Raw genomic sequence first — 18,503 nt, forward strand, 5'->3', positions numbered from 1 at the left:
TCAGCCGGGCCGGGGCGCCTTTCGTCCCCCGTCAGCGCCAGTGGTCCGTCGGGCGGGGGCCGCCCGCACGGTGCCCGTCGTCCTGGTGCGGGTAACCGTAGCGGCCGGGTTCAGGCGCCCGTTCAGGTTCCGGCTGCCGCTGCCGGGAAACCCGCCACTCGTCCGGCACCGGCACGCCACCGGCCGGCAGCGCCGCCCGGCCCTCCGGCTCGGCCCACGAGCCCCGCCACGCGTCCGCACGGTCCCGTCCCGGCTCGTCCCGGCGGACCGACGCCCACCGGTCCGCCACCCGGAACTCGGTACCCGTCTGGTCGGCGAGCACCTCGGCCCGCCGCTCGCCCATCCGCAGCTCACGTCCCCGATCGTCCTCGCGGACGGCCGCCCACCGGCCCCCGGCCTGGGCCTGCGACCAGTACTCGCCGTCCTCGCCCGCACCGTCCGGCCCGGTCGCCCGGCCCGAGCCGTACGCCTCGGCGGACGTGTCCCAGGACTGCTCCCCACCCCAGCCGCGGTCGTCGCGCTGCTCCGACCAGCCGCGATCGTCCCACTGCTGGCCCGGTCGGGCGGGCTCGTCGCGCTCGTCCCACCCACGCTCGTCGTGCTCGCTCCACCCGCGCTCGTCGCGCCGGCCGCGCTCGTCGTGGCCCGACCACGACCGGTCGTCCGATTGGCCGGACCAGGACCGGTCCGCACCGTCCCCGGCCCGCGACCGCTCCTCCGGGCCCGGCGACCAGCGACCGGCGTACCCGCCGTACCGGTTGCCGGTCTCGCCGACCACCGGGCCGCCGCCGTCCACGATGGTGTGCCGGGTCGTGACGTGCACCGTCTCGGTGTGCCGCACCACGCCCATCGACCGGTGGCCGGGCTGGCCGTCGTCCGCCGGCCAGGGGCCGTAGCCCGCCCGCTCGGCGCCGTAGCCGGTGGCTGAACGCTCTCCGCCGTAGGTGGTGCCGCCGGCGCTGCACTCACCGCCGCCGTACGTGCCGCCCGAACGATCACCGCCGCCGTAGGTGCCACCGGCGCTGCGGTCTCCCCCGCCGTACGTGCCGCCCGAACGATCACCGCCGCCGTAGGTGCCACCGGCGCTGCGGTCTCCCCCGCCGTACGTGCCGCCCGAACGCTCGCCGCCGTAGGTGCCACCGGCGCTGCGGTCGTGGACGCCCGTCTCGGGACGGTCACCGCCGTACCCGCCGGCCGAACCGGTGCCCGGACGGTCGGCGGGGGCCGTTCGATCGCTGCCGTACACGCCGGCCGACCCGGTGGCCGGCCGGTCACCGGCGTGCCCGCCGGCCGAGCCCGCCGCCGGGCGGTGGTGCGGGTGCGGGTCGGCGCGCCGGCCCGCGTACTCGCCGTCGCGCTCGGAGCCACCCCAGCCCGGCTCCTCGGCCGGCTCGTCGGCGGCACCCACCCGGGCGCGGCCCGCGCTGCCCGCGTCGGCCGACCCGGCGAGGGCCGCGGTGCCGGCGTCGAGACGCCGGCGCAGGGCGCCGACCGCCTCCTGGGCCCGGTGGGCCTGGTCAAGGGCCTGGTTGCCGCGCTGGACGGTGGCCACGATCTCCCCGCGCAGCTCCCGCCGCAGCGCCTCGATCTCTTCGCGCAGTTCCTCGCTGCCCGCGCCGCCGTCGGCCCGCATCGCGATCGACAGCCCGATCAGCACCACGGCCAGGATGGCCAGGACGGCTGCGAACCGTAGCGGGCCGTTACCGTCCGCTACGAGAAGGATCAACGCCGCCACGGGCGCGAGGGCCACACCGACCCAGAAGAGCACCGTCAGCAGCGACGGATTACGCGTGTCCGTGGTGTCGGCCGGGGCGGGCATGGCTGTGCAGCCTACCGAGAGTTGCGTCACGTGGGAACGGCCGAAAGCGCCTTCCGACCTGGTTACCCATCAGTAGATTCGCAGGTGAGGCGGGCCGGCCACCGGTGCCGCGCGGCGATCGGTGACCGGCCCGTGTCGTGCCGAGGGTGGACGGTCAGCCGGCGGCGAGCGCCCCGTCGGAGGAGAGGACGAGGCCGACGCTGGCGGCCCCGGTCTTCAGGGCGTTCTTCGTCTGCGGGCCGGCGGCGTCGAGGGAGCTGAACGACCCGGCCTTGAAGTTGTAGACCTGCACCAGCCCGGCCTGGCACTTGGGTCGCTGCGGGCACTCCGGCGGGCCGGCCAGGACAGTGGCCTGGCCGGAGCACTTCTCGGCGAGGTCGGAGAGGGTGCGCACCGCGTACTTGTCGGCGAAGGCGCGGGTGACGGCGAACGCGTTCTGGTCCTGCGCGGACGACGGCGTGCCGAACACCAGCCCAATCTTGTCGCCGGCGGCCTTCAACGCGGCGACCGTCTTGTCCAGATCCGGCGAGGAGACCGGCGGGGCGTCCTTCCCGTTGGCCTTGGTGTTGAGGAACTCCGCCATGGTGGCCGCGTACTCCGGAACGACCTGGATCTCGCCCTTCCGCAGCGCCGGCTCGTACAGCTCCCGACTACCGATCTGCTGCACCGTCACCTGGTAGCCGGCCGCCGTCAGCGTGATCTTGTAGAGCTCGGCGAGGGTCTGGCTCTCGCTGAAGTTGGCGGCGCCGACCACGACCCGGCCGCCGGGGCCCTTCGCGATGCCGGCGGTCACGTTGTTGGCGGTGGCGAACTCGCCCGCGGCGACCGCCGGTGTCTTGCGGTCGACGTCGACGACCTTGTTGAGCTGGATCAGCTTCGGCGTGTCCAGCGCCGCGGAGACCTTGTCCAGCGCGGCGATGAGCTGCGGCGTCGCGACCTCGGCGTTGACCGCGGGGATGATGTTGTCGGTGTTCTGGAGCTTCTTGTCGTCCTCGAGGACGACAAGCTGGTCACCGGCGACCGGGGCGCAGCCGGCCCCCGAGGCGGCCTGCTCGGGCGCCTCCGTGCCGGACGAGCCGGCGTCCCCGCAACCGGTCAACAGCCCGGCCACGGTGAGCGCGCCGACCGCGCCGATCGCCAGCCGTGTGCGTGCCTGCATGTGTGCCCGCCTTCCGTGTCCCGGCGCGACCCCCTCCGGGCCGGCCGCGTGTCCGACGGGCGATCCGAGCCGCCCGCGCGTTCCACCCAACATCCTCCACGCGGGTCCGACAAACTTCAGCCGGGCTTTGTCACCGGATCGTCACCCGCAGATCGGCAGCCGGCGGCTTCGAGCGCACGCCGGCCGCGCCGGCCGTCACCCGCCCGCGACCGCGTCCGCCGCACGGCGGCTCGCGCGGCGGCGGCCGGTGCGCAGCGGACGGGGGGTGACGAGCCGCTCGACCAGGGCCAGGAGCAGCTCGACCAGCATGGCGAGCCCCGCCACGAGCAGGCCCCCGGCGAGGATCTGGCCGCCGCCCGCGGCGATGTCGAGGCCGAACCCGGCGCGGATGATCTGCCCCAGGCCACCGCCGTTGACGAAGGAGGCCAGCGCGGCGGTCGCCACCACCTGCACGGCCGCGGTGCGGAACCCGGCGGCCAGGTACGGCACGGCGAGCGGCAGCTCGACCCGACGCAGCAGCTGCCAGCCGGAGAAACCCATCCCGCGTGCCGCGTCCCGGGCCTCCGGATCGGCCTGGCGCACCCCGGTGTACGCGTTGGCGAGCAGCGGCGGCACCGCGAACACGGCCAGCGCCACCACCACCGCCGGCCGGCCGAAACCGAGGAAGGTGAGCGGAAGGATGGTGAGCAGGGCCAGCGTCGGGACGGCGAGCGTCAGGTTGGCGACCAGCACCACCAGCCCACCGCCGCGCCCGGTGTGCCCGAGCCAGAGCCCGATCGGCCACGCGATCAGGCAGGCCAGGGCCACTGCCGCCGCCGACATCGACAGGTGCTCGCCCAGCCGGTCCAGGATGCCGCCCGGGTTGGTCCAGTTCAGCGGGTCGTTGAGCCAGACCACCGCCGCCTCGATCGGGCTCACCGCCACCGTCCTCCCGTACCCCGGCGGGTGTTCCGCCGGGACGCGCCGCCACCGGCCGCCCGGACCGCGCGCACCGCGGCCCTCACGCCGGGCTCCGGCGGCGCAGCCACGGGGTGAGCAGCCGGCCCACACCGGCGAGCAGCAGGTCGAGTACGAGGGCGAGCAGGACACAGAGCAGCGTCCCGGTCATGATCTGGGCCTTGTAGAAGTTGTTCTGGAAGCCGCCGAAGATGAGCTGGCCCAGCCCACCGCGCCCGACCACCACGCCAACGGTCACCAGCGCCACCGTGGACACGGTCGCCAGCCGCAGCCCGGTCAGGATGCCGGGCAGGGCGAGCGGCAGCTCGATCCGGAACAGTCGCCCCCAGCGGCCGTACCCCATGCCCTCGGCCGCCTCGCGCACCTCCGGAGGCACCTGCGCGAGCCCGGCCAGCGCGTTGCGCACGATCACCAGCAGCGCGTAGAGCGCCACCACGCTGAGCACGGTCACCGCACCGATGCCCAGGTACGGCGCGAGGAACGCGAACAGCGCCAGCGACGGGACCGTGTAGAGAACGCCGGTGACCGCCAGGATGGGACCGGCCAGCGGACGGAACCAGTACGCCGCGACCGCCAGGGGCAACGCCACCACCACGGCGACGAGCACCGCCCGTGCGGTCAACGAGGTGTGGTCACGCAGCGCGGCGAGGATCGTGTCAGAGTTGTCCCGCACGTACTGCCAGGAGAACCACGGGTTACCCGGGTCGGCCCGGTAGCTCAGGCGGAAGGACATGTGTGGACGGTACCCCGACGGGGCGCGCCGAGGCCGGGGCCCGGGCCGCGTCGATCACGCTCGACGCGATCAGCAAGCGCTACCCGGACGGCACCGAGGCGGTCCGGGAGCTGAGCCTCGACGTCACCGCCGGTGAGCTGGTGGTGCTGATCGGCCCGTCGGGCTGCGGCAAGTCGACCGTGCTGCGGATGGTCAACCGGCTCATCGAGCCGACCGGCGGCCGGATCCTGCTCGGCGGGGAGGACGTGACGCGCGTCGACCCGGTGCGGCTGCGCCGCCGGATCGGGTACGTCATCCAGAACGTCGGCCTCTTCCCGCACCAGACCGTGAGCGCGAACGTCGCCACCGTGCCCCACCTGCTCGGCTGGCCCCGGGAACGCCGTCGCCGGCGGGTGACGGAGCTGCTCGAACTGGTCGGGCTGGACGCGGCGCAGTTCGGCCACCGCTACCCGCACGAGCTGTCCGGCGGGCAGCGGCAGCGGGTGGGCGTCGCCCGGGCGCTCGCCGCCGACCCGGTGGTGCTGCTCATGGACGAGCCGTTCTCGGCGGTCGACCCGATCGTCCGGACCCGGTTGCAGGAGGAGTTCCTGCGGTTGCAGGCCGAGGTCCGCAAGACCATCGTGCTGGTGACCCACGACCTCGACGAGGCCGTCCGGCTGGGCAACCGGATCGCGGTGCTCTCCCAGGGTGGCCGGCTGGAGCAGTACGACACGCCCGCCGCCGTCCTGGGCGCGCCGGCCACGCCGTTCGTCCGCGAGTTCGTCGGCGCCGACCGGGGGATCCGGCGGCTCGCCGTCACCCCGGTCACCCGGGAGGCGGTCGAGCCGCTGCCCACGGCGGTGGACGGGCTGCCCACGGTCCCGCTCGGCGGGTCGGCGTACGACGCGCTGGGCGTCCTGCTGACCTCCACCGCCGACCGCGTGGTCGTGACCGAGCACGACCGGCCGGTCGGCGTGCTCACCCGGGCGCGGTTGCTCGACCTGGGCCGCCCGGCGACCTGACGGCGGCCGGGGCCGGGTGCCGCCGCGTTCCCGGCGGTCGCCGTCAGGCCCGGCCGCCGAGGCTCGCCGTGCCGACGATCCAGCCGGCGAGGAAGCCGTACGTGGCGCCGGTGCCGCCGGACTGCACGGCGGTGAGCAGCGACGGGTCGGGGCCCGCGAACACGGCCAGCAGCGAGGCGAGGCCACCCGCCAGCGCGTACGCGGCCCATCCGGTGAAGAACTGGCTGGCCGAACCGGGCACCCGGGCCGCCTGGGCGGCGGGCAGCAGGTAGAGCAGGGCCGCCGCGAGGGCCACCAGCACGACGGCACGCAGGTTCGCGGCGAACAGCCCGCCCGGCACGTCCGGGTCGTACGACCACGCGGGCCAGGCGAGCAGGTGGAGGAACCACCCGCCGGCGGACGAGGAGTCGGTGTGCTCCTCGGCCCACCCGACGTACGCCGGGCTGCCGCCGACGGCGACCAGGATGAGCGCGGCGGCCGCCCCGGTGCCGGCCGCCGTCCCGTACCGGCCGACGGTGCCGGTCCGGTTGGTGAGCGCCATGATCAGTTCAGTTCCCGGGCGGCGGCGGGGCGCAAACCTGCCCGGCCCCGGTCACCCCGGGTGCTTCATCAGGTAGTCGATGAAGGCCGCCCGCAGCAGTGGCGCCGACTCCTGGTAACCGTGACCGGTCATCTCCCGCCACAACGCCACCGCCTCGTCGACGGTCGGCCCGACGGAGTTCGGGGCACCGTCGAGAACCTCCGCCTCGTCGGCGTTCGGCAGGTGACGCAACACCGACCAGAAGAAGCGCACGTCACGGTGCTTCCGGGCCACCGCGAACGCCTGCTCGCGCAGCTCCTCGGTGGACAGTGCGTCCAGCTCCTCGAACGACCGGCCGGTGGGGGACGTCGGTGGTGTGTCGGTCATGTCGCCGAGCCTAACCGCCGAGATCACCGCCGGCCCGGTGGAACGCGGGGCCGCGTCGTCGCGCACGCCCGGCGTGGCTCACCGGTCGTCGGAGTCCCAGCGCCGGCCGGCGTCCCACTGCGGGACGTTCCACGGGTCCACCGGGTTCTCGGCGTGGTGGGCCGGTAGGGCCGGCGGCCACTCGCCGATCGGATCGGCGCGCTGCACCGCCCAGCCGCTGCTGATCCGGCCGTCCGGATCCGGGGTCACGTCCGTCGCGGACGCGCCGGGGCGCGGCCGTCCGTACGTCTCGACCAGCCGGGTGGCCACCAACCCGGCGCCGAGCGCCGCGGCACCGACCGCCCACTGGCTCACCGAGTGGCCCTCGGCCCGGAGGTCCGCCATGACGAGCGTCACCAGCGACACCGCCAGCAGCGTGCCGAAGATCCCGCCGCGGCGGCCGAAGGCGCTGGTCCCGGCGAGCAGGGACGTGCCGACGGCCAGGACCGTCCAGTCGAGGCCGGTCACCGGGGCGACCGGTCCGGCGTCGCCGGTCCCCAGCAGGACCCCGGCCGACACGGCCAGCACGGTGGACACGATCAGCGCGGCGCCGGCCACCACCCCGGCCACCACGCCCCGGCGGCGGGCCGGGTCGACGACCGGCCGGAACCGGCCGATCAGCCGGCGGACCGGCCGGAGCGCGGCGAACAGCCCGGCGAGCACCGCGACCGCCGCGAACCCGACGGCGAGGTACAGCGCGTCCCGTGTCGGGTCGTAGCCGCCCTGCGGCAGGACGGGCGCGGACCGCTGCTCGATGAACACGATCACCCCCGCGCCGGCGGCGAGGCTGGCCGCCCAGCTGGGGACGTGCAGCACCACCACCGCGAGCGCCAGGACCAGCCCGCCGAGGGCCGCCGCGACGAGGGCCGGTCCCGCGGCCGCCACCAGCCCCCGGTCCCCCTGCTCGGCCACGTGCAGGGCCGCCGCGACGGCCGCCGGCCCGATCGCCAGGTTGACGGCAGCGGTACGCAGGCTCAGCCCGGCGGCGAACACCAGCAGCCCGAGTACGACCGCGTCGACGAGCAGCCGGCGCAGGCCGTCACCCCGGAGCGTGTCCGGGGCCTCCTGCCAGAGCAGGAAGGCGACGACGGCGAGCCCCGCGAGGAGCAGCACCTCCCACCCGACGTGGACGGCGAACCGGTCCCGGCCGGGCTCGCCGTGCGCCGGGTCGTCGAAGACGTTCTCGAGCACCGAGGCGGGGATCCCGGACGCGGTGTCGGCGGACTCCCGCTCCGGTTCGTCGTACCCCATGCGCCCGCCTTCCAGGTGGCCGCCCGTCCAGGGTCCGACGCGCGGGCGGACCGGCGCGGCCGTTGCTCTCCGGTCGCAGGCACCGTACCTGTGCGGGAAGGCTGGCGAAAGCCCCTGCTCAGCGCCGGCCGGGGCGGCCCTCCCGGTCGCCGGGCTCCCGGTCCTCGTCGTCCTCCTGCTCGGGGACCCGGCACGCCCGCTCCAGCCAGAGCGCCGCGGCCACCAGGGCCAGGGAGGCCAGCAGGCCGGCGCCGGCGACGGGCCGGTCGTCCGTCGCGGCGTCCGTGTTCTCCACGAACAGCCACCCGGTCAGGCCGCCGTAGAAGCCGGCGAAGAGCGCACCGGCCAGCGCCGATGCCTTGGCCAGCACCACGAAACGGGCGACGAGCAGCGGATTCACCGGGTCACGACCAGGCCTCCGCTCGATGCGCCCCCGGGTGTTGACGGCGGCGTACGCCTCCAGCACGGCCAGCGCGGCCAGGGTGACCACCGGCAGCCACGGCAGGTCGGGCAGGTAGTCGTAGTAGAGGAAGCTGATCAGCAACCACGCCACCGCGGCGGCCGCGAGACCGGCCACCACCAGCGTCGAGATCCGCGTGGGGCCCATCCGGCCGGAGCCCGGGCCACCCGGAGGTGGCGACTGCGCCTGCGTCATGCCGGACGGCTCCACTGCCTCATGCCGTCGACTCTAACGCCAGATCGGGACGGGGGCGCAGTTCCAGCGCGTCCGTGGCGATCGGCTCTGCGGTGAGCAGATCGGTCAGCCAGCCGTGCCCGGGCAGGCGCCCGTACGGCTGGAGGTCGATCCACGGCCGCAGCACGAACGCCCGCAGGTGTGCACGGGGATGCGGCAGGGTCAGCTCCGGATCGTCGCGGAGCACCGGTTCGCCGTCGCCCGTCCAGACCGCGATCACGTCCACGTCCAGGGTGCGCGGCCCGAAGCGCCGCGCGGGGTCGCGTTCGCGCCCGGCGGCGCGCTCCGCCGCCCGCGCCCGCTCCAGCCAGTCGTCCGGAGTCGCGGCCGGATCCTCCGCCAGCACCACCGCGTTCAGGTACGCGGGCTGGTCGGTGTCGCCCCACGGCGGGGTCTCGTAGACGCCGGAGACCAGCAGCACCGAATCATCCAGGGCGGTGACCGCCGACCGCAGGTGGTCGAGGCGGTCGCCGAGGTTGCTGCCGAGGGAGAGCAGGGCACGGGTCATCGGGCACGCGTCCGGGTCATCGTGACGGCCACGTCGGTGAAGGCGTGCGGCACCGGCGCCTCCGGCTTGTGCACGGTGATCGTCGCGGTGTGCACCCGGGGGTCGGCCAGGCAGACCGCGAGCAACCGGTCGGCGAGCGTCTCGATGAGGTTCACCGGCTCACCGGTGACCACCGCGACCAGCCGCTCGGCCAGCTCGCCGTAGTGGACGGTGTCGCTCACCTCGTCGGAGCGGGCGGCGGGCGCGAGGTCGAGCTCCAGGACGGCGTCGACGACGAAGTCCTGCCCCTGGGCGCGCTCGAAGTCGTACACCCCGTGCCGGCCGTGGGCCCGTAGCCCGGTCAGGGTGATCCGGTCGGTCATCGTCCTCCTCCCGGTCCGACGGCCGGGGCGGGCCGGGCGCCTCCGCCCGCGCGCTCACCGGGCGCCAGGCGGGGCGAGCCGGTCGCCCGCCAGACCGCCAGGGCGTCCACGGTGGCCCGGACGTCGTGCACCCGGACGCCCCAGGCGCCGGCCGCGACCGCGAGCAGGCTGGTGGCGACCGTCGCGTTCTCGCGGCCCCCGGTCGGCCGTGGGGTGCCGTCGGGTGCGGCCAGCAGCGTGCCCAGGTACGACTTGCGGCTGGCCGCGAAGAGCAGCGGGAAGCCCAGGTCGAGCAGCTCGGGCAGGCGGGCGCTGAGCTCCCAGTTGTGCGCCGCGGTCTTCGCGAAGCCGAGGCCCGGGTCGATGACGATGCGGTCGGCCGCCACCCCGGCCCCCAGCGCCGCCTCGACCCGCCGCGCCAGCTCGGCCCGGACGTCCGCCACGACGTCGCCGTACCGCGCCAGCTCGCGCATGGTGCGGGAGTGACCGCGCCAGTGCATGAGCACCCAGGGACACCCGGCGTCCCGGACGACGCGGGCCATGTCCGGGTCGGCCAGCCCGCCGGAGACGTCGTTGACCACCGCGGCGCCGGCGGCGACCGCCAGATCGGCGACCCGCGCCCGGGTGGTGTCGATGCTGACCCGCACGCCGGCGGCGGCGAGCTCGCGGATCACCGGCAGGACCCGGGCCGCCTCGGTCTCCGCGTCGACCCGGTCGGCGCCCGGCCGGGTGGACTCGCCGCCCACGTCGACCAGGTGGGCGCCGTCGGCCCGCAGCCGCACGCCGTGTGCGACGGCGGCGTCGAGGTCGGCGTACCGTCCGCCGTCGGAGAAGGAGTCCGGCGTGACGTTCAGGACGCCCATCACCACCGGGGCCGGAGCCCGTACCAGATCGGTCACGGGTAGACCGTACCGGTCCTCGCCGACGGTCCCGCGCAGCCCGGCTCGGGGGTGCTGACATGCGAGTTAGTACAGGTGTACGATCGGACGTCGGGGTCGGATCGGGCCGACTCTTCGCGGGTTGTCGCAAACAGTGGGTGGCCGTACGCTTTGGAATTGCCCAGCATCGAGATGGCGAAGCCTGGAGGGAGGGCCGAAGCGGGAAAATCCGCCCAGAGCTCACCACTCGCCGTGGTGGGTGACGAACGCGGCGTCGTGGCCGCGCGACGTGAGCACCGTTCCCGCCAGGCATGCCTACTGCACCGCCGCGGCGCCGCCGGCCGCGATATGGGGAGGTTCCAGTGATCGCCATCGAGCTGATGGAGACGGCGTCGTCCGCCGCCGCCCACGCTCTCTCCACCCTGGCGTCGACGCCACTCGCCGAGCCGGCGCCCAAGGGCATCGACACCGAGGGTGTCGTCACGTTCTTCGCCAGCAAGATCGCCCCGATCCTGCTGGCCGTGCTGGGCGTGATCTTCATCGGGCGGGCCAGCCGGGGTGAGATCTCCAAGGTGCTGACCAGTTCGGCCATCGCGATCGTCGGGCTGGCCTTCATCGCCGGTGCCGCCACCCTCTTCTTCGTCGGCGACTACCTGATCGACCTGATCTTCGAATAGGCGCGGGCACGACATGCGGCTGCGCACCGACGACGACATCTACCGGGCTCGCCTGGTCTACCTCGGGCCGCCCGGCTACACCCTTCCGGTCCATCTCCCGTACGCCCAGTACGGGCTGTTCATGCTGCTCGTTCCCCTCTACATGTTCATCCACTGGTTGTTCACGCTGCAGGTCGAACTCTTCCCGGCGTGGGAGATCGCGCTCGCCATCGTGACGACCTCGTTCGTCTTCCGGTACGTCGACCCGGACCGGCCGGCGCGCATGGTGATCCGCACCGCGCTGACCGACTGGCGGCGCACCCGGGAGCCGGCCGCCGAGCAGCGCGACCCCCGCCTGGTCGGCAGCCGGATCAGGATCCGGGAGGAACTGGCATGACCGGGCAGTGCAACGACGCGGGTGAGGCGGTCGCATGAGTCGCTCCTCCACGCCGGGATCCCCGGCCGGACGTCCGGCCGCACCGCGCGGTGACCGTACGCGTTCGTACGACTACGCGGGCGAGTCCGACCTGGACGAGGTCTCTCTCGACCCGGCTCTGGTGACCACACCGGGCCACGGTGGGGTCGGCGTCTTCCAGGCACCCCGCCCGCTGCAGCGGCGGGCACCCGTGGAGCCCGTCCCCGCCGACGGCACGGACATCGACTCCCCCTTCCTGGACCTGTTCGGCGGCGCCGGCCCGACGCGGTCCACGCCGGCGCGTCCACCCGCCCGCGAGCACCCCGCGATCCCGCATCAGCCCGCCGCCGTCGACCCGGCCGACCCCGGCGTTCCGCCGGCACGGCGGCAACCGGCCGTCCCGGCCCCGCCGACCGCGCGGATCCAGCCGTCGCGGCCACCGTCCACACCGGCCGAGCCGCGACCGCAGGGCACCGGATGGTCGACGGGCGAGCAGCCGACGGTCGCCCCGCCGCGGAGCCGGTCCGGCTGGGCCACCGGCCAGCAGTCGACGGTCGCCACGCCCGACGCCCACCCCGATCGGGTCGCCGGGGAGCAGCCGGTCGCGGAGCCCCCGGCGCCGGTCGAGCCGCCGCCGGTCCCCGAGCCGTACAACGACGAGGTGGAGCCGCCCGCCCGCCCCGCCCGCGTCCCGCACCAGGCCGGCGACCGGTTCCCGGCGCTCCGTACCGCGACGGACGAACCCGGCGCCACCGGCCCGGCCACCACCGGGCCGCGACAGCGCCGGACCGGTGAGCACCTGCCCGACCGGACGGGCACGCGGGACGTGATACCGCCCCGGCAGCGCTCCGCCAGCCGGCGGGACCGCCCGACCAAGCCGGTCCGGGTCAAGGCACCGAAGATCAAGTTCGGCGACCGGGACCCGGCGGTCGAGCTGGCGATCACCGAGATCGCCGGTCACCTCACCTTCACGCCGAACACGGTCACCGCCTGGTACTGGCTGCCGGAGGTGCGGTGGGCGTTCCGCCCGGACGCCGAGCGGGAGGCACTGCTCTCGGCCATCAGCGAGCAGTACGCCGGGCTGGCCGGGTTCCGGCTGCACCTGCGGCGGACCACCCGCCCCTTCCCGGCCGACGAGTGGGCCCGCACCATCGACGCGCACACCGCCTCGCCACTTCCCGACGTACCCGGCACGCCGGGCTGGGGGGACCACCTCGTGGCGGCCCAACGCCACCTGATGTCGGTCAACCACGCCGAGGGACAGACGTACCTGGGGGTCACCTTCGCCCGGCGATCGCTGGGCGACTCGCTGGTGGAGCGGATGCTGCGCACCTTCGGCCGCGGCGTGGCCGAGGGCGAGCGGCGCAAGCTCGGCCGCACCGTCGAGCAGTTCGACGAGGTGCTGGGCGCCTTCGGCATGCGCGGCCGACGGGTCACGGCGCAGGAACTGGAGTGGCTGCTCTACCGCTCGGTGGCGCTCTGCATGGCACCGCCCGGTCAGCTCTCCCCGGTCACCGACGGGCGCTGGGAACGCGGTGACCTGCTCGCCCTGACCGAGCAGGTGGAGCGGTACCGCACCCCGTACGGTTCGACGGTCAAGCTGGTCAACCGGATGACCGGCGAGGAGCGGCACGTCGCGGTGCTGGCCGTGGGCCGGATGGAGCCGCTGGAGATCCCCGAGCGGCACGAGCCCTGGCTGCACTTCCATGAGCGGCTGCCGTGGCCGATGGAGCTGTCGAGCCGGGTCGACATCCTGGGCTCCGGCGACTCCTTCCGCAACCTGGAGCACCGGCTGCGAATGATCCGCTCCCAGCAGCTCGACTACGCCGAGCACGGCATCGACGCCCCGCCCGAGCTCGAACGCCTCGCCAAGCGGGCGCTGGTGATCGGCGACGAGATGACCACCGGGCTGCCCGTCGATTCCGCCCGCGCACACGGCTGGCACCGGATCGCGGTGGGCGGCCGGACCCGGGAGGAGTGCCTCGAACGCGCCCGCCGGCTGATCCAGCTCTACTCCCGGGAGCTGCGGATCTCCCTCCAGCATCCGAAGAACCAGGACTGGCTGGCCCGCGAGTTCATCCCCGGCGAGCCCGTCGCCAACACCGGCTACGTGCGGCGGATGCCGGTCCACCTCCTCGCCGCAGCCCTCCCGCAGGCCGCCTCCACCGTGGGCGACCGGCGTGGTGACCTCATCGGTCGTACGGCGGGCACCTGCCGCCGGCCGGTCTTCCTCGACCTGCACTTCCCGATGGAGGTCCGGGAGCGCTCCGGGCTCGCGGTCTTCGTGGCCGAGCCGGGCGGCGGCAAGTCCACCCTGCTCGGCGCCCTCGGCTACCTGGCCGCACGGCGCGGTGTCCAGGTGACGCTGCTCGACCCGTCCGGCCCGCTGGCCCGGCTCTGCGCCATGCCGGAGCTGGCGCCGTACGCACGGGTGCTCAACCTGACCGGTTCGGAGCACGGCACGCTCGCTCCGTACTCGCTGATCCCCACCCCGCTGCGCAGCGAGTTCGCGGCCGGCGCGGCGGGCGACCGGGAGTTCGAGATCGCGGTCTCCAACGCCCGCGCCGAACGCCGCATGCTCGTGCAGGACATCTGCATGATGCTGGTGCCGCCGCAGGTGGCCCGCGAGGCGTCCACCGCCACCCTCTTCCGCCACGCCGTACGCCAGGTGCCGGCCGAGGAGACGTCCACGCTGGACGACGTGGTGACCTGCCTCGGGCAACTCGACGACGACGCCGGCCGGGAACTGGCCAACCTCCTGCTGGACACCGCCGAGATGCCGCTCGCGATGCTGTTCTTCGGCCGCCCGCCGGAAGGGCTGCTGGGCCCCGACGCCGCACTGACCGTGATCACCATGGCCGGGCTGCGCCTGCCCGACCTGAAGATCGAGCGCGAGTACTGGTCGGCCGAGGAGGCACTCGCCCTCCCCATGCTGCACACCGCCCACCGCCTCGCCGTCCGCCGCTGCTACGGCGGTTCGATGTCGTCCCGGAAGCTGGTGGGCCTCGACGAGGCGCACTTCATGGAGGGGTGGCGCTCCGGCCGGTCGTTCCTGGTCCGGCTCGCCCGCGACTCCCGCAAGTGGAACCTCGCGGCGCTCGTCGCCTCACAGAACCCGAAGGACATCCTCGGCCTCGACGTGCAGAACCTGGTCTCCACCGTGTTCGTCGGCCGGATCGCCGAGGACGCCGAGATCGCCTCCGAGGCCCTGCGCCTGCTGCGGGTGCCGGTCAACGACGGCTACGAGGCGACCCTCGCCTCCCTGTCCACCGCTGACGCCACGTCGGCCGCCCGGCTGGGCTTCCGCGAGTTCGTCATGCGGGACGTCGACGGGCGGGTGCAGAAGGTCCGGGTCGACGTCTCGTACGTCGACGGGCTGCTCGACCACCTGGACACCACGCCGGCGGCGGTCGCCGCCGCGGCCGGGGTGCTGCCGTCCGTCGCACCTGAACTGGAGGCGTGAGATGGCCGGGGCCCGGGATCGGACAGCGGCACTCCTGCTCGCCCTCGGCATCCTGGCCGGAGCCACGATCGGCTGGCCGGCGGTCGGCGCGTCGGCCGCACCGGCGGCACCGCTGACGGCCCGGGCTCCGAGCGACCTCTGCACCACCCAGGAGTGGCAGGCCGACTTTCGTGCCTGCGTCGCCCGCCTCGAAGAGGTGGCCGAGGACGAGGTCACCTGCCGCAACGCCCCGACCCCAACCGCCCCGGATTCCGGCATCGCCGGTTGGTTCGCCTCCCGCCCGGAATCCGCGAAGCAGCCCGGGCCGAAGGGCTTCTACAGCGACTACGGCTACGCCGGATACAGCTACACCACGTACGACGTCGACACCGGTTGCGCGACCGCCGTGCTGCATCCGGACTACAAGTTCACCAACACCGTCGCGAACGGTGAATTCATGATCGCCACAGCGATCGTCGGCGCCTCGAACGCCCTGCGGGAGCGGGCCTGGGACCCGCGGTCGATGTGGGGGTGGGCGGATCCGCTGGTGGACCAGGCGACGAAGGCCGTCTACCAGAAGGTCTTCAGCGTCTTCGGCATCGTCACGCTCTGCGTGGTCGGTCTCTACCTGCTCTGGCGCTCCCGCCAGTCGGACATGAGCAACGCGATGACGACCGCCGGATGGGCGCTGCTGGTCATGGTCGCGGTGACGGCCTTGGCCGCGTGGCCGGTGAAGTCCGCCAACGTCGCGGACGGCACCCTGATAACCACCCTCGGGGTCGTCCACGACGCCGTCGGCCCGTCCTCGAAGGACATCCCGCCGGACAAGTGCGTTTTGCCGAATCCTGAAGCTTGCGTCGACAAGCGACCGCCGGCCGTGCGCGCTAGTGACACTGCCACCGAGGCGATGCTCTACCGAAACTGGCTGCGGGGCGTGCTGGGTTCGGCCGACAGTGAGACCGCCAAGAAATACGGCCGCGCACTCTACGACGCGAAATCCCTGTCCTGGGATGAGGCAGAGAGGCTCCGGTCCAACCCGGCAACGCGAGAGCTGACCATCAAGATTAAGCAGCAGCAGTGGGCCCGCGTCGCGCAGCAGATAAAGACGGAGGACCCTGAGGCGTACGAGTATCTCCAAGGGGTCCGGGACATGGACCGCGTGGGGGCCGGTTTCATCGCGGTGCTCGCCGCGCTGCTCTTCGCGATGTTCGACCTGACCGCCTCGGTGCTGGTGCTACTGGGCTTCCTGATCTTCCGGTGGGCGGTGATCGCCGCACCGATCCTCGGCACGGTGGGGCTGTTGCGGCCGGCCAGCGCCGGCTTGCGCCGGCTCGGCAACGCCGTCGTCGCCGCGATCTTCAACATCGCCATCTTCGGCACCGGCGCCGCGATCTACCTGTTCGCGGTCGACCTCATCATGAGCACGCCGACCCTGCCCGGCTGGTTGCAGGTCGTCCTGGTATGGCTCTGCGGTGTGGTCGGCTGGCTGCTGCTGCGCCCGTACCGGCGGATCACGCAGCTCGGCGGCAAGGACAGCAGCGAGGCGGTCAGCTCCGCCGGTTCCTGGCACCGGCGGTTCTTCCGCGACATGCGCACGGCAGCCCGGCTGGACGTCGCCGAGCCCGGCGGCACCGCCGAACCGACGATGGGCCGGCGCCGGCCGGTCGTCGCGGAACAGACCACCCTGCGACCGGAGGCCCGGCGCGAGGATCCGGCGCACGCCGGCGACCGTGGGAACCGCCCGGACGGCCGGGAACGGCCCGACGAGTCGGCGGCGTCACCGGAGGAGCGGGCCGGCGGCGGCCGGCCGCCGGTCGCCCCGCGGCAGCGACGGCAGCCGTCCGCCTGGACGGAGCCGGACGTCCCGGAGGAGAGCCCGTCCTTCGTGGTCTACCGGCCCGGCTCGACCGACGCCGTCCCCGAGCGCAGCACCCCCCGGATCCGCTCCGAGGCCCGGTGACGCGGTGCGACGGGCGGTCGAGTCTCTCCTCACCCGGGTGCTCCGGTCCCGGATCGGCATCGCGCTCGCTCTCGCCGTGGTCGTGTTCGGCGTCATCGGCGCCGCCCGGCTGGTCGCCGGCCCACCGGATCCGGGGGTCGGGCTCAGCAACCGCCCGGACCGGCCGATCACGACCGTGCCACCAACCGCCGGCGACGACGGGGCGATCGCGACCGGGGCGCCGCCCACGCCGGTCACCCGGGCCGGCGAACTGACGCCGGAGCAGGCCACCGACCGGTTCGTCGCCGCCTGGCGCGGGCGACCGGGCCTTACCGCCGACCAGTGGCACGCCGGCCTGCGGCCGCTGTCCACACCGACGCTGACCGAGAAGCTCGCGGGCGCGGATCCGGCCGGCGTCCCCGTCGGCCGGGTGGCCGGTGAGCCGGCGGTCCAACCGCGGTCGGAGACCTTCGTCGAGGTGCTGGTGCCGTTTGACACCGGTCGGCTCCGGCTCGAGCTGGTGGCGCCGGACGGGCGATGGCTGGTGGACGCGGTGGACTGGGAGCAGGAATGAGCGACGGAAACCGACCCCCTCGACGTTCGCTCCGCGCCGGCGCGCTGGCCGCCGCGCTCACCGCGACCCTCGCACTGCTCTGCTGCACCGGCGGGGCCGGTGCCTTCTTCCTCACCGAGCTGGGCGGGGACGGCGGCGACCAACTGCGGCTGACGAGCCAGGACTGCACCGGCGACTTCCGCGTCGAGATCACCGGCCAGATGCCCCGGATGTCACAGTACGGGGAGGTCCAGCTCCGCAACGCCGCGCGCATCATCAAGGTCGGCCAGGAGATGAAGGTCCCACCGCGCGGGTGGGTGATCGCGGTCGCGACCGCGATGCAGGAGTCGCGGCTACGCAACCTCGCCAACCCGACGGTGCCCGGCTCGCACACCCGCCCGAACGAGGGTGTCGGCTCCGACCACGACTCGGTCGGCCTGTTCCAGCAGCGGGCGAGCTGGGGCACGGTCGCCCAGCGGATGACGCCGGAGTACGCCGCCCGCAAGTTCTACGAGAAGCTGCTCCAGGTGCCCGGCTGGGAGCGGATGCCACTGACCCGGGCGGCACAGGCCGTCCAGATCAGCGCCTTCCCGGACGCGTACGCCAAGCACGAGACGCTCGCGTCGACCATCGTCAACGCGCTGGCCGGCGGTGCGGCGCGGACCGTACCGGTCGGCGGCGGCCAGGCCTGCGACGCGGCAGCCGCCGGCCGGATCGCCGCCTCCGGCTGGACCGCCCCGATCCCCGGCGGAGTCGGCTCCGGCTTCCGCACCGCGGACCGCCCGGCACACAACGGGGTGGACATCGCCGCGCCGAAGGGCACACTGATCCGGGCCGCCGCCACCGGGCGGGTGCTGGTCTCCCGCTGCGACCCGGACCGGGCCGGCCGACTGAGCTGCGACGTGGACGGCTGGCCGGACAAGGGCGGCTGCGGCTGGTTCGTCGACATCCTGCACGCCGGCGATTTCGTCACCCGCTACTGCCATCTGGTCACCAAGCCCCGGGTCCGGGTCGGCCAGACGGTGGCGGCCGGCGAGGTCATCGGCCAGGTCGGCAGCAGCGGCAACTCGTCCGGGCCGCACCTGCATTTCGAGGTGCACACCGACGGCGACCGCAGCAGCCGCAGCGCCATCGACCCGGTCCCGTTCATGCGGGACCGGGGGGCGCCGCTGCGGGGAGCGGAATGAGGC

Annotated in this window: 18 protein-coding genes; 7 read left to right on the forward strand and 11 right to left on the reverse strand. The window is 74.2% G+C overall.

Annotated features, from left to right (window positions below; genetic code table 11):
- Positions 1-31: 31 nt before the first annotated feature.
- From AB0873_RS26460 to AB0873_RS26475, 4 genes are all read right to left on the reverse strand, one after another.
- The gene (locus AB0873_RS26460; RefSeq protein WP_366602983.1) at positions 32-1,819 is read right to left on the reverse strand and encodes a hypothetical protein; all 1,788 of its coding nucleotides are present in this window, start codon (positions 1,817-1,819) and stop codon (positions 32-34) included.
- Between the two features lie 154 nt (positions 1,820-1,973).
- A complete protein-coding gene (locus AB0873_RS26465) occupies positions 1,974-2,978 on the reverse strand; it encodes a glycine betaine ABC transporter substrate-binding protein (RefSeq protein WP_366602985.1) in 1,005 nt (334 codons plus the stop codon).
- Positions 2,979-3,173: 195 nt separating this feature from the next.
- Positions 3,174-3,896, reverse strand: a complete 723-nt coding sequence (locus AB0873_RS26470) for an ABC transporter permease (RefSeq protein ID WP_155329913.1) — start codon at positions 3,894-3,896, stop codon at positions 3,174-3,176.
- A gap of 82 nt (positions 3,897-3,978) precedes the next feature.
- A complete protein-coding gene (locus tag AB0873_RS26475) occupies positions 3,979-4,668 on the reverse strand; it encodes an ABC transporter permease subunit (RefSeq protein ID WP_366602987.1) in 690 nt (229 codons plus the stop codon).
- Positions 4,669-4,670: 2 nt separating this feature from the next.
- Here AB0873_RS26475 and AB0873_RS26480 point away from each other — a divergent pair, with 2 nt between their 5' ends.
- Positions 4,671-5,669, forward strand: coding sequence for an ATP-binding cassette domain-containing protein (locus AB0873_RS26480; protein WP_366602989.1), 999 nt, complete (start codon positions 4,671-4,673; stop codon positions 5,667-5,669).
- A 43-nt stretch (positions 5,670-5,712) separates the two neighbouring features.
- On the opposite strand, the gene AB0873_RS26485 is transcribed toward AB0873_RS26480, so the two are convergent.
- From AB0873_RS26485 to folP, 7 genes are all read right to left on the reverse strand, one after another.
- Positions 5,713-6,210, reverse strand: a complete 498-nt coding sequence (locus AB0873_RS26485; RefSeq protein ID WP_366602991.1) for a hypothetical protein — start codon at positions 6,208-6,210, stop codon at positions 5,713-5,715.
- Positions 6,211-6,261: 51 nt separating this feature from the next.
- Positions 6,262-6,576, reverse strand: coding sequence for a hypothetical protein (locus tag AB0873_RS26490; RefSeq protein ID WP_366602993.1), 315 nt, complete (start codon positions 6,574-6,576; stop codon positions 6,262-6,264).
- Positions 6,577-6,654: 78 nt separating this feature from the next.
- A complete protein-coding gene (locus tag AB0873_RS26495) occupies positions 6,655-7,881 on the reverse strand; it encodes an ABC transporter permease (protein WP_366603034.1) in 1,227 nt (408 codons plus the stop codon).
- A 103-nt stretch (positions 7,882-7,984) separates the two neighbouring features.
- Positions 7,985-8,521, reverse strand: coding sequence for a DUF3180 domain-containing protein (locus AB0873_RS26500; RefSeq protein ID WP_366602995.1), 537 nt, complete (start codon positions 8,519-8,521; stop codon positions 7,985-7,987).
- A gap of 19 nt (positions 8,522-8,540) precedes the next feature.
- A complete protein-coding gene (gene folK / locus AB0873_RS26505; protein WP_366602996.1) occupies positions 8,541-9,068 on the reverse strand; it encodes a 2-amino-4-hydroxy-6-hydroxymethyldihydropteridine diphosphokinase in 528 nt (175 codons plus the stop codon).
- Complete coding sequence (folB, locus tag AB0873_RS26510) at positions 9,065-9,430, reverse strand: dihydroneopterin aldolase (protein WP_366602997.1); 366 nt, start codon at positions 9,428-9,430, stop codon at positions 9,065-9,067. Before folB ends, folK begins: the two co-directional genes overlap by 4 nt.
- On the reverse strand, positions 9,427-10,329 hold the full coding sequence (gene folP, locus AB0873_RS26515) for a dihydropteroate synthase (RefSeq protein WP_366602998.1): 903 nt from the start codon (positions 10,327-10,329) through the stop codon (positions 9,427-9,429). Before folP ends, folB begins: the two co-directional genes overlap by 4 nt.
- A gap of 341 nt (positions 10,330-10,670) precedes the next feature.
- Here folP and AB0873_RS26520 point away from each other — a divergent pair, with 341 nt between their 5' ends.
- Genes AB0873_RS26520 through AB0873_RS26545 form a run of 6 tightly spaced genes read left to right on the forward strand, consistent with a single transcriptional unit; the run spans position 10,671 to position 18,500 of the window.
- Positions 10,671-10,985, forward strand: coding sequence for a hypothetical protein (locus AB0873_RS26520; RefSeq protein ID WP_155329903.1), 315 nt, complete (start codon positions 10,671-10,673; stop codon positions 10,983-10,985).
- A gap of 13 nt (positions 10,986-10,998) precedes the next feature.
- The gene (locus AB0873_RS26525; RefSeq protein ID WP_093409867.1) at positions 10,999-11,361 is read left to right on the forward strand and encodes a hypothetical protein; all 363 of its coding nucleotides are present in this window, start codon (positions 10,999-11,001) and stop codon (positions 11,359-11,361) included.
- Between the two features lie 34 nt (positions 11,362-11,395).
- Complete coding sequence (locus AB0873_RS26530; protein WP_366603001.1) at positions 11,396-14,842, forward strand: ATP-binding protein; 3,447 nt, start codon at positions 11,396-11,398, stop codon at positions 14,840-14,842.
- Position 14,843: 1 nt separating this feature from the next.
- Complete coding sequence (locus AB0873_RS26535) at positions 14,844-16,781, forward strand: MFS transporter (RefSeq protein ID WP_366603003.1); 1,938 nt, start codon at positions 14,844-14,846, stop codon at positions 16,779-16,781.
- 4 nt (positions 16,782-16,785) lie between these two features.
- Complete coding sequence (locus AB0873_RS26540; RefSeq protein WP_366603005.1) at positions 16,786-17,334, forward strand: hypothetical protein; 549 nt, start codon at positions 16,786-16,788, stop codon at positions 17,332-17,334.
- Positions 17,331-18,500: a M23 family metallopeptidase gene (locus AB0873_RS26545; RefSeq protein WP_366603007.1), complete on the forward strand. Its 1,170-nt coding sequence runs from the start codon at positions 17,331-17,333 to the stop codon at positions 18,498-18,500. Before AB0873_RS26540 ends, AB0873_RS26545 begins: the two co-directional genes overlap by 4 nt.
- Positions 18,501-18,503 lie beyond the last annotated feature (3 nt).

Origin of the sequence: Micromonospora sp. NPDC047707, from assembly GCF_040704235.1 — a bacterium.
In the GTDB taxonomy this organism is placed as follows: Bacteria; Actinomycetota; Actinomycetes; order Mycobacteriales; family Micromonosporaceae; genus Micromonospora.

Bases quoted from the DNA above. Each gene is read 5' to 3' on its own strand.
- folB (WP_366602997.1), bottom strand. From the start codon at position 9,430: ATGACCGACCGGATCACCCTGACCGGGCTACGGGCCCACGGCCGGCAC.
- AB0873_RS26490 (WP_366602993.1), bottom strand. From the start codon at position 6,576: ATGACCGACACACCACCGACGTCCCCCACCGGCCGGTCGTTCGAGGAG.
- AB0873_RS26485 (WP_366602991.1), bottom strand. From the start codon at position 6,210: ATGGCGCTCACCAACCGGACCGGCACCGTCGGCCGGTACGGGACGGCG.
- AB0873_RS26525 (WP_093409867.1), top strand. From the start codon at position 10,999: ATGCGGCTGCGCACCGACGACGACATCTACCGGGCTCGCCTGGTCTAC.
- AB0873_RS26465 (WP_366602985.1), bottom strand. From the start codon at position 2,978: ATGCAGGCACGCACACGGCTGGCGATCGGCGCGGTCGGCGCGCTCACC.
- AB0873_RS26535 (WP_366603003.1), top strand. From the start codon at position 14,844: ATGGCCGGGGCCCGGGATCGGACAGCGGCACTCCTGCTCGCCCTCGGC.
- AB0873_RS26500 (WP_366602995.1), bottom strand. From the start codon at position 8,521: ATGACGCAGGCGCAGTCGCCACCTCCGGGTGGCCCGGGCTCCGGCCGG.
- AB0873_RS26475 (WP_366602987.1), bottom strand. From the start codon at position 4,668: ATGTCCTTCCGCCTGAGCTACCGGGCCGACCCGGGTAACCCGTGGTTC.
- folK (WP_366602996.1), bottom strand. From the start codon at position 9,068: ATGACCCGTGCCCTGCTCTCCCTCGGCAGCAACCTCGGCGACCGCCTC.
- AB0873_RS26530 (WP_366603001.1), top strand. From the start codon at position 11,396: ATGAGTCGCTCCTCCACGCCGGGATCCCCGGCCGGACGTCCGGCCGCA.
- AB0873_RS26545 (WP_366603007.1), top strand. From the start codon at position 17,331: ATGAGCGACGGAAACCGACCCCCTCGACGTTCGCTCCGCGCCGGCGCG.
- AB0873_RS26460 (WP_366602983.1), bottom strand. From the start codon at position 1,819: ATGCCCGCCCCGGCCGACACCACGGACACGCGTAATCCGTCGCTGCTG.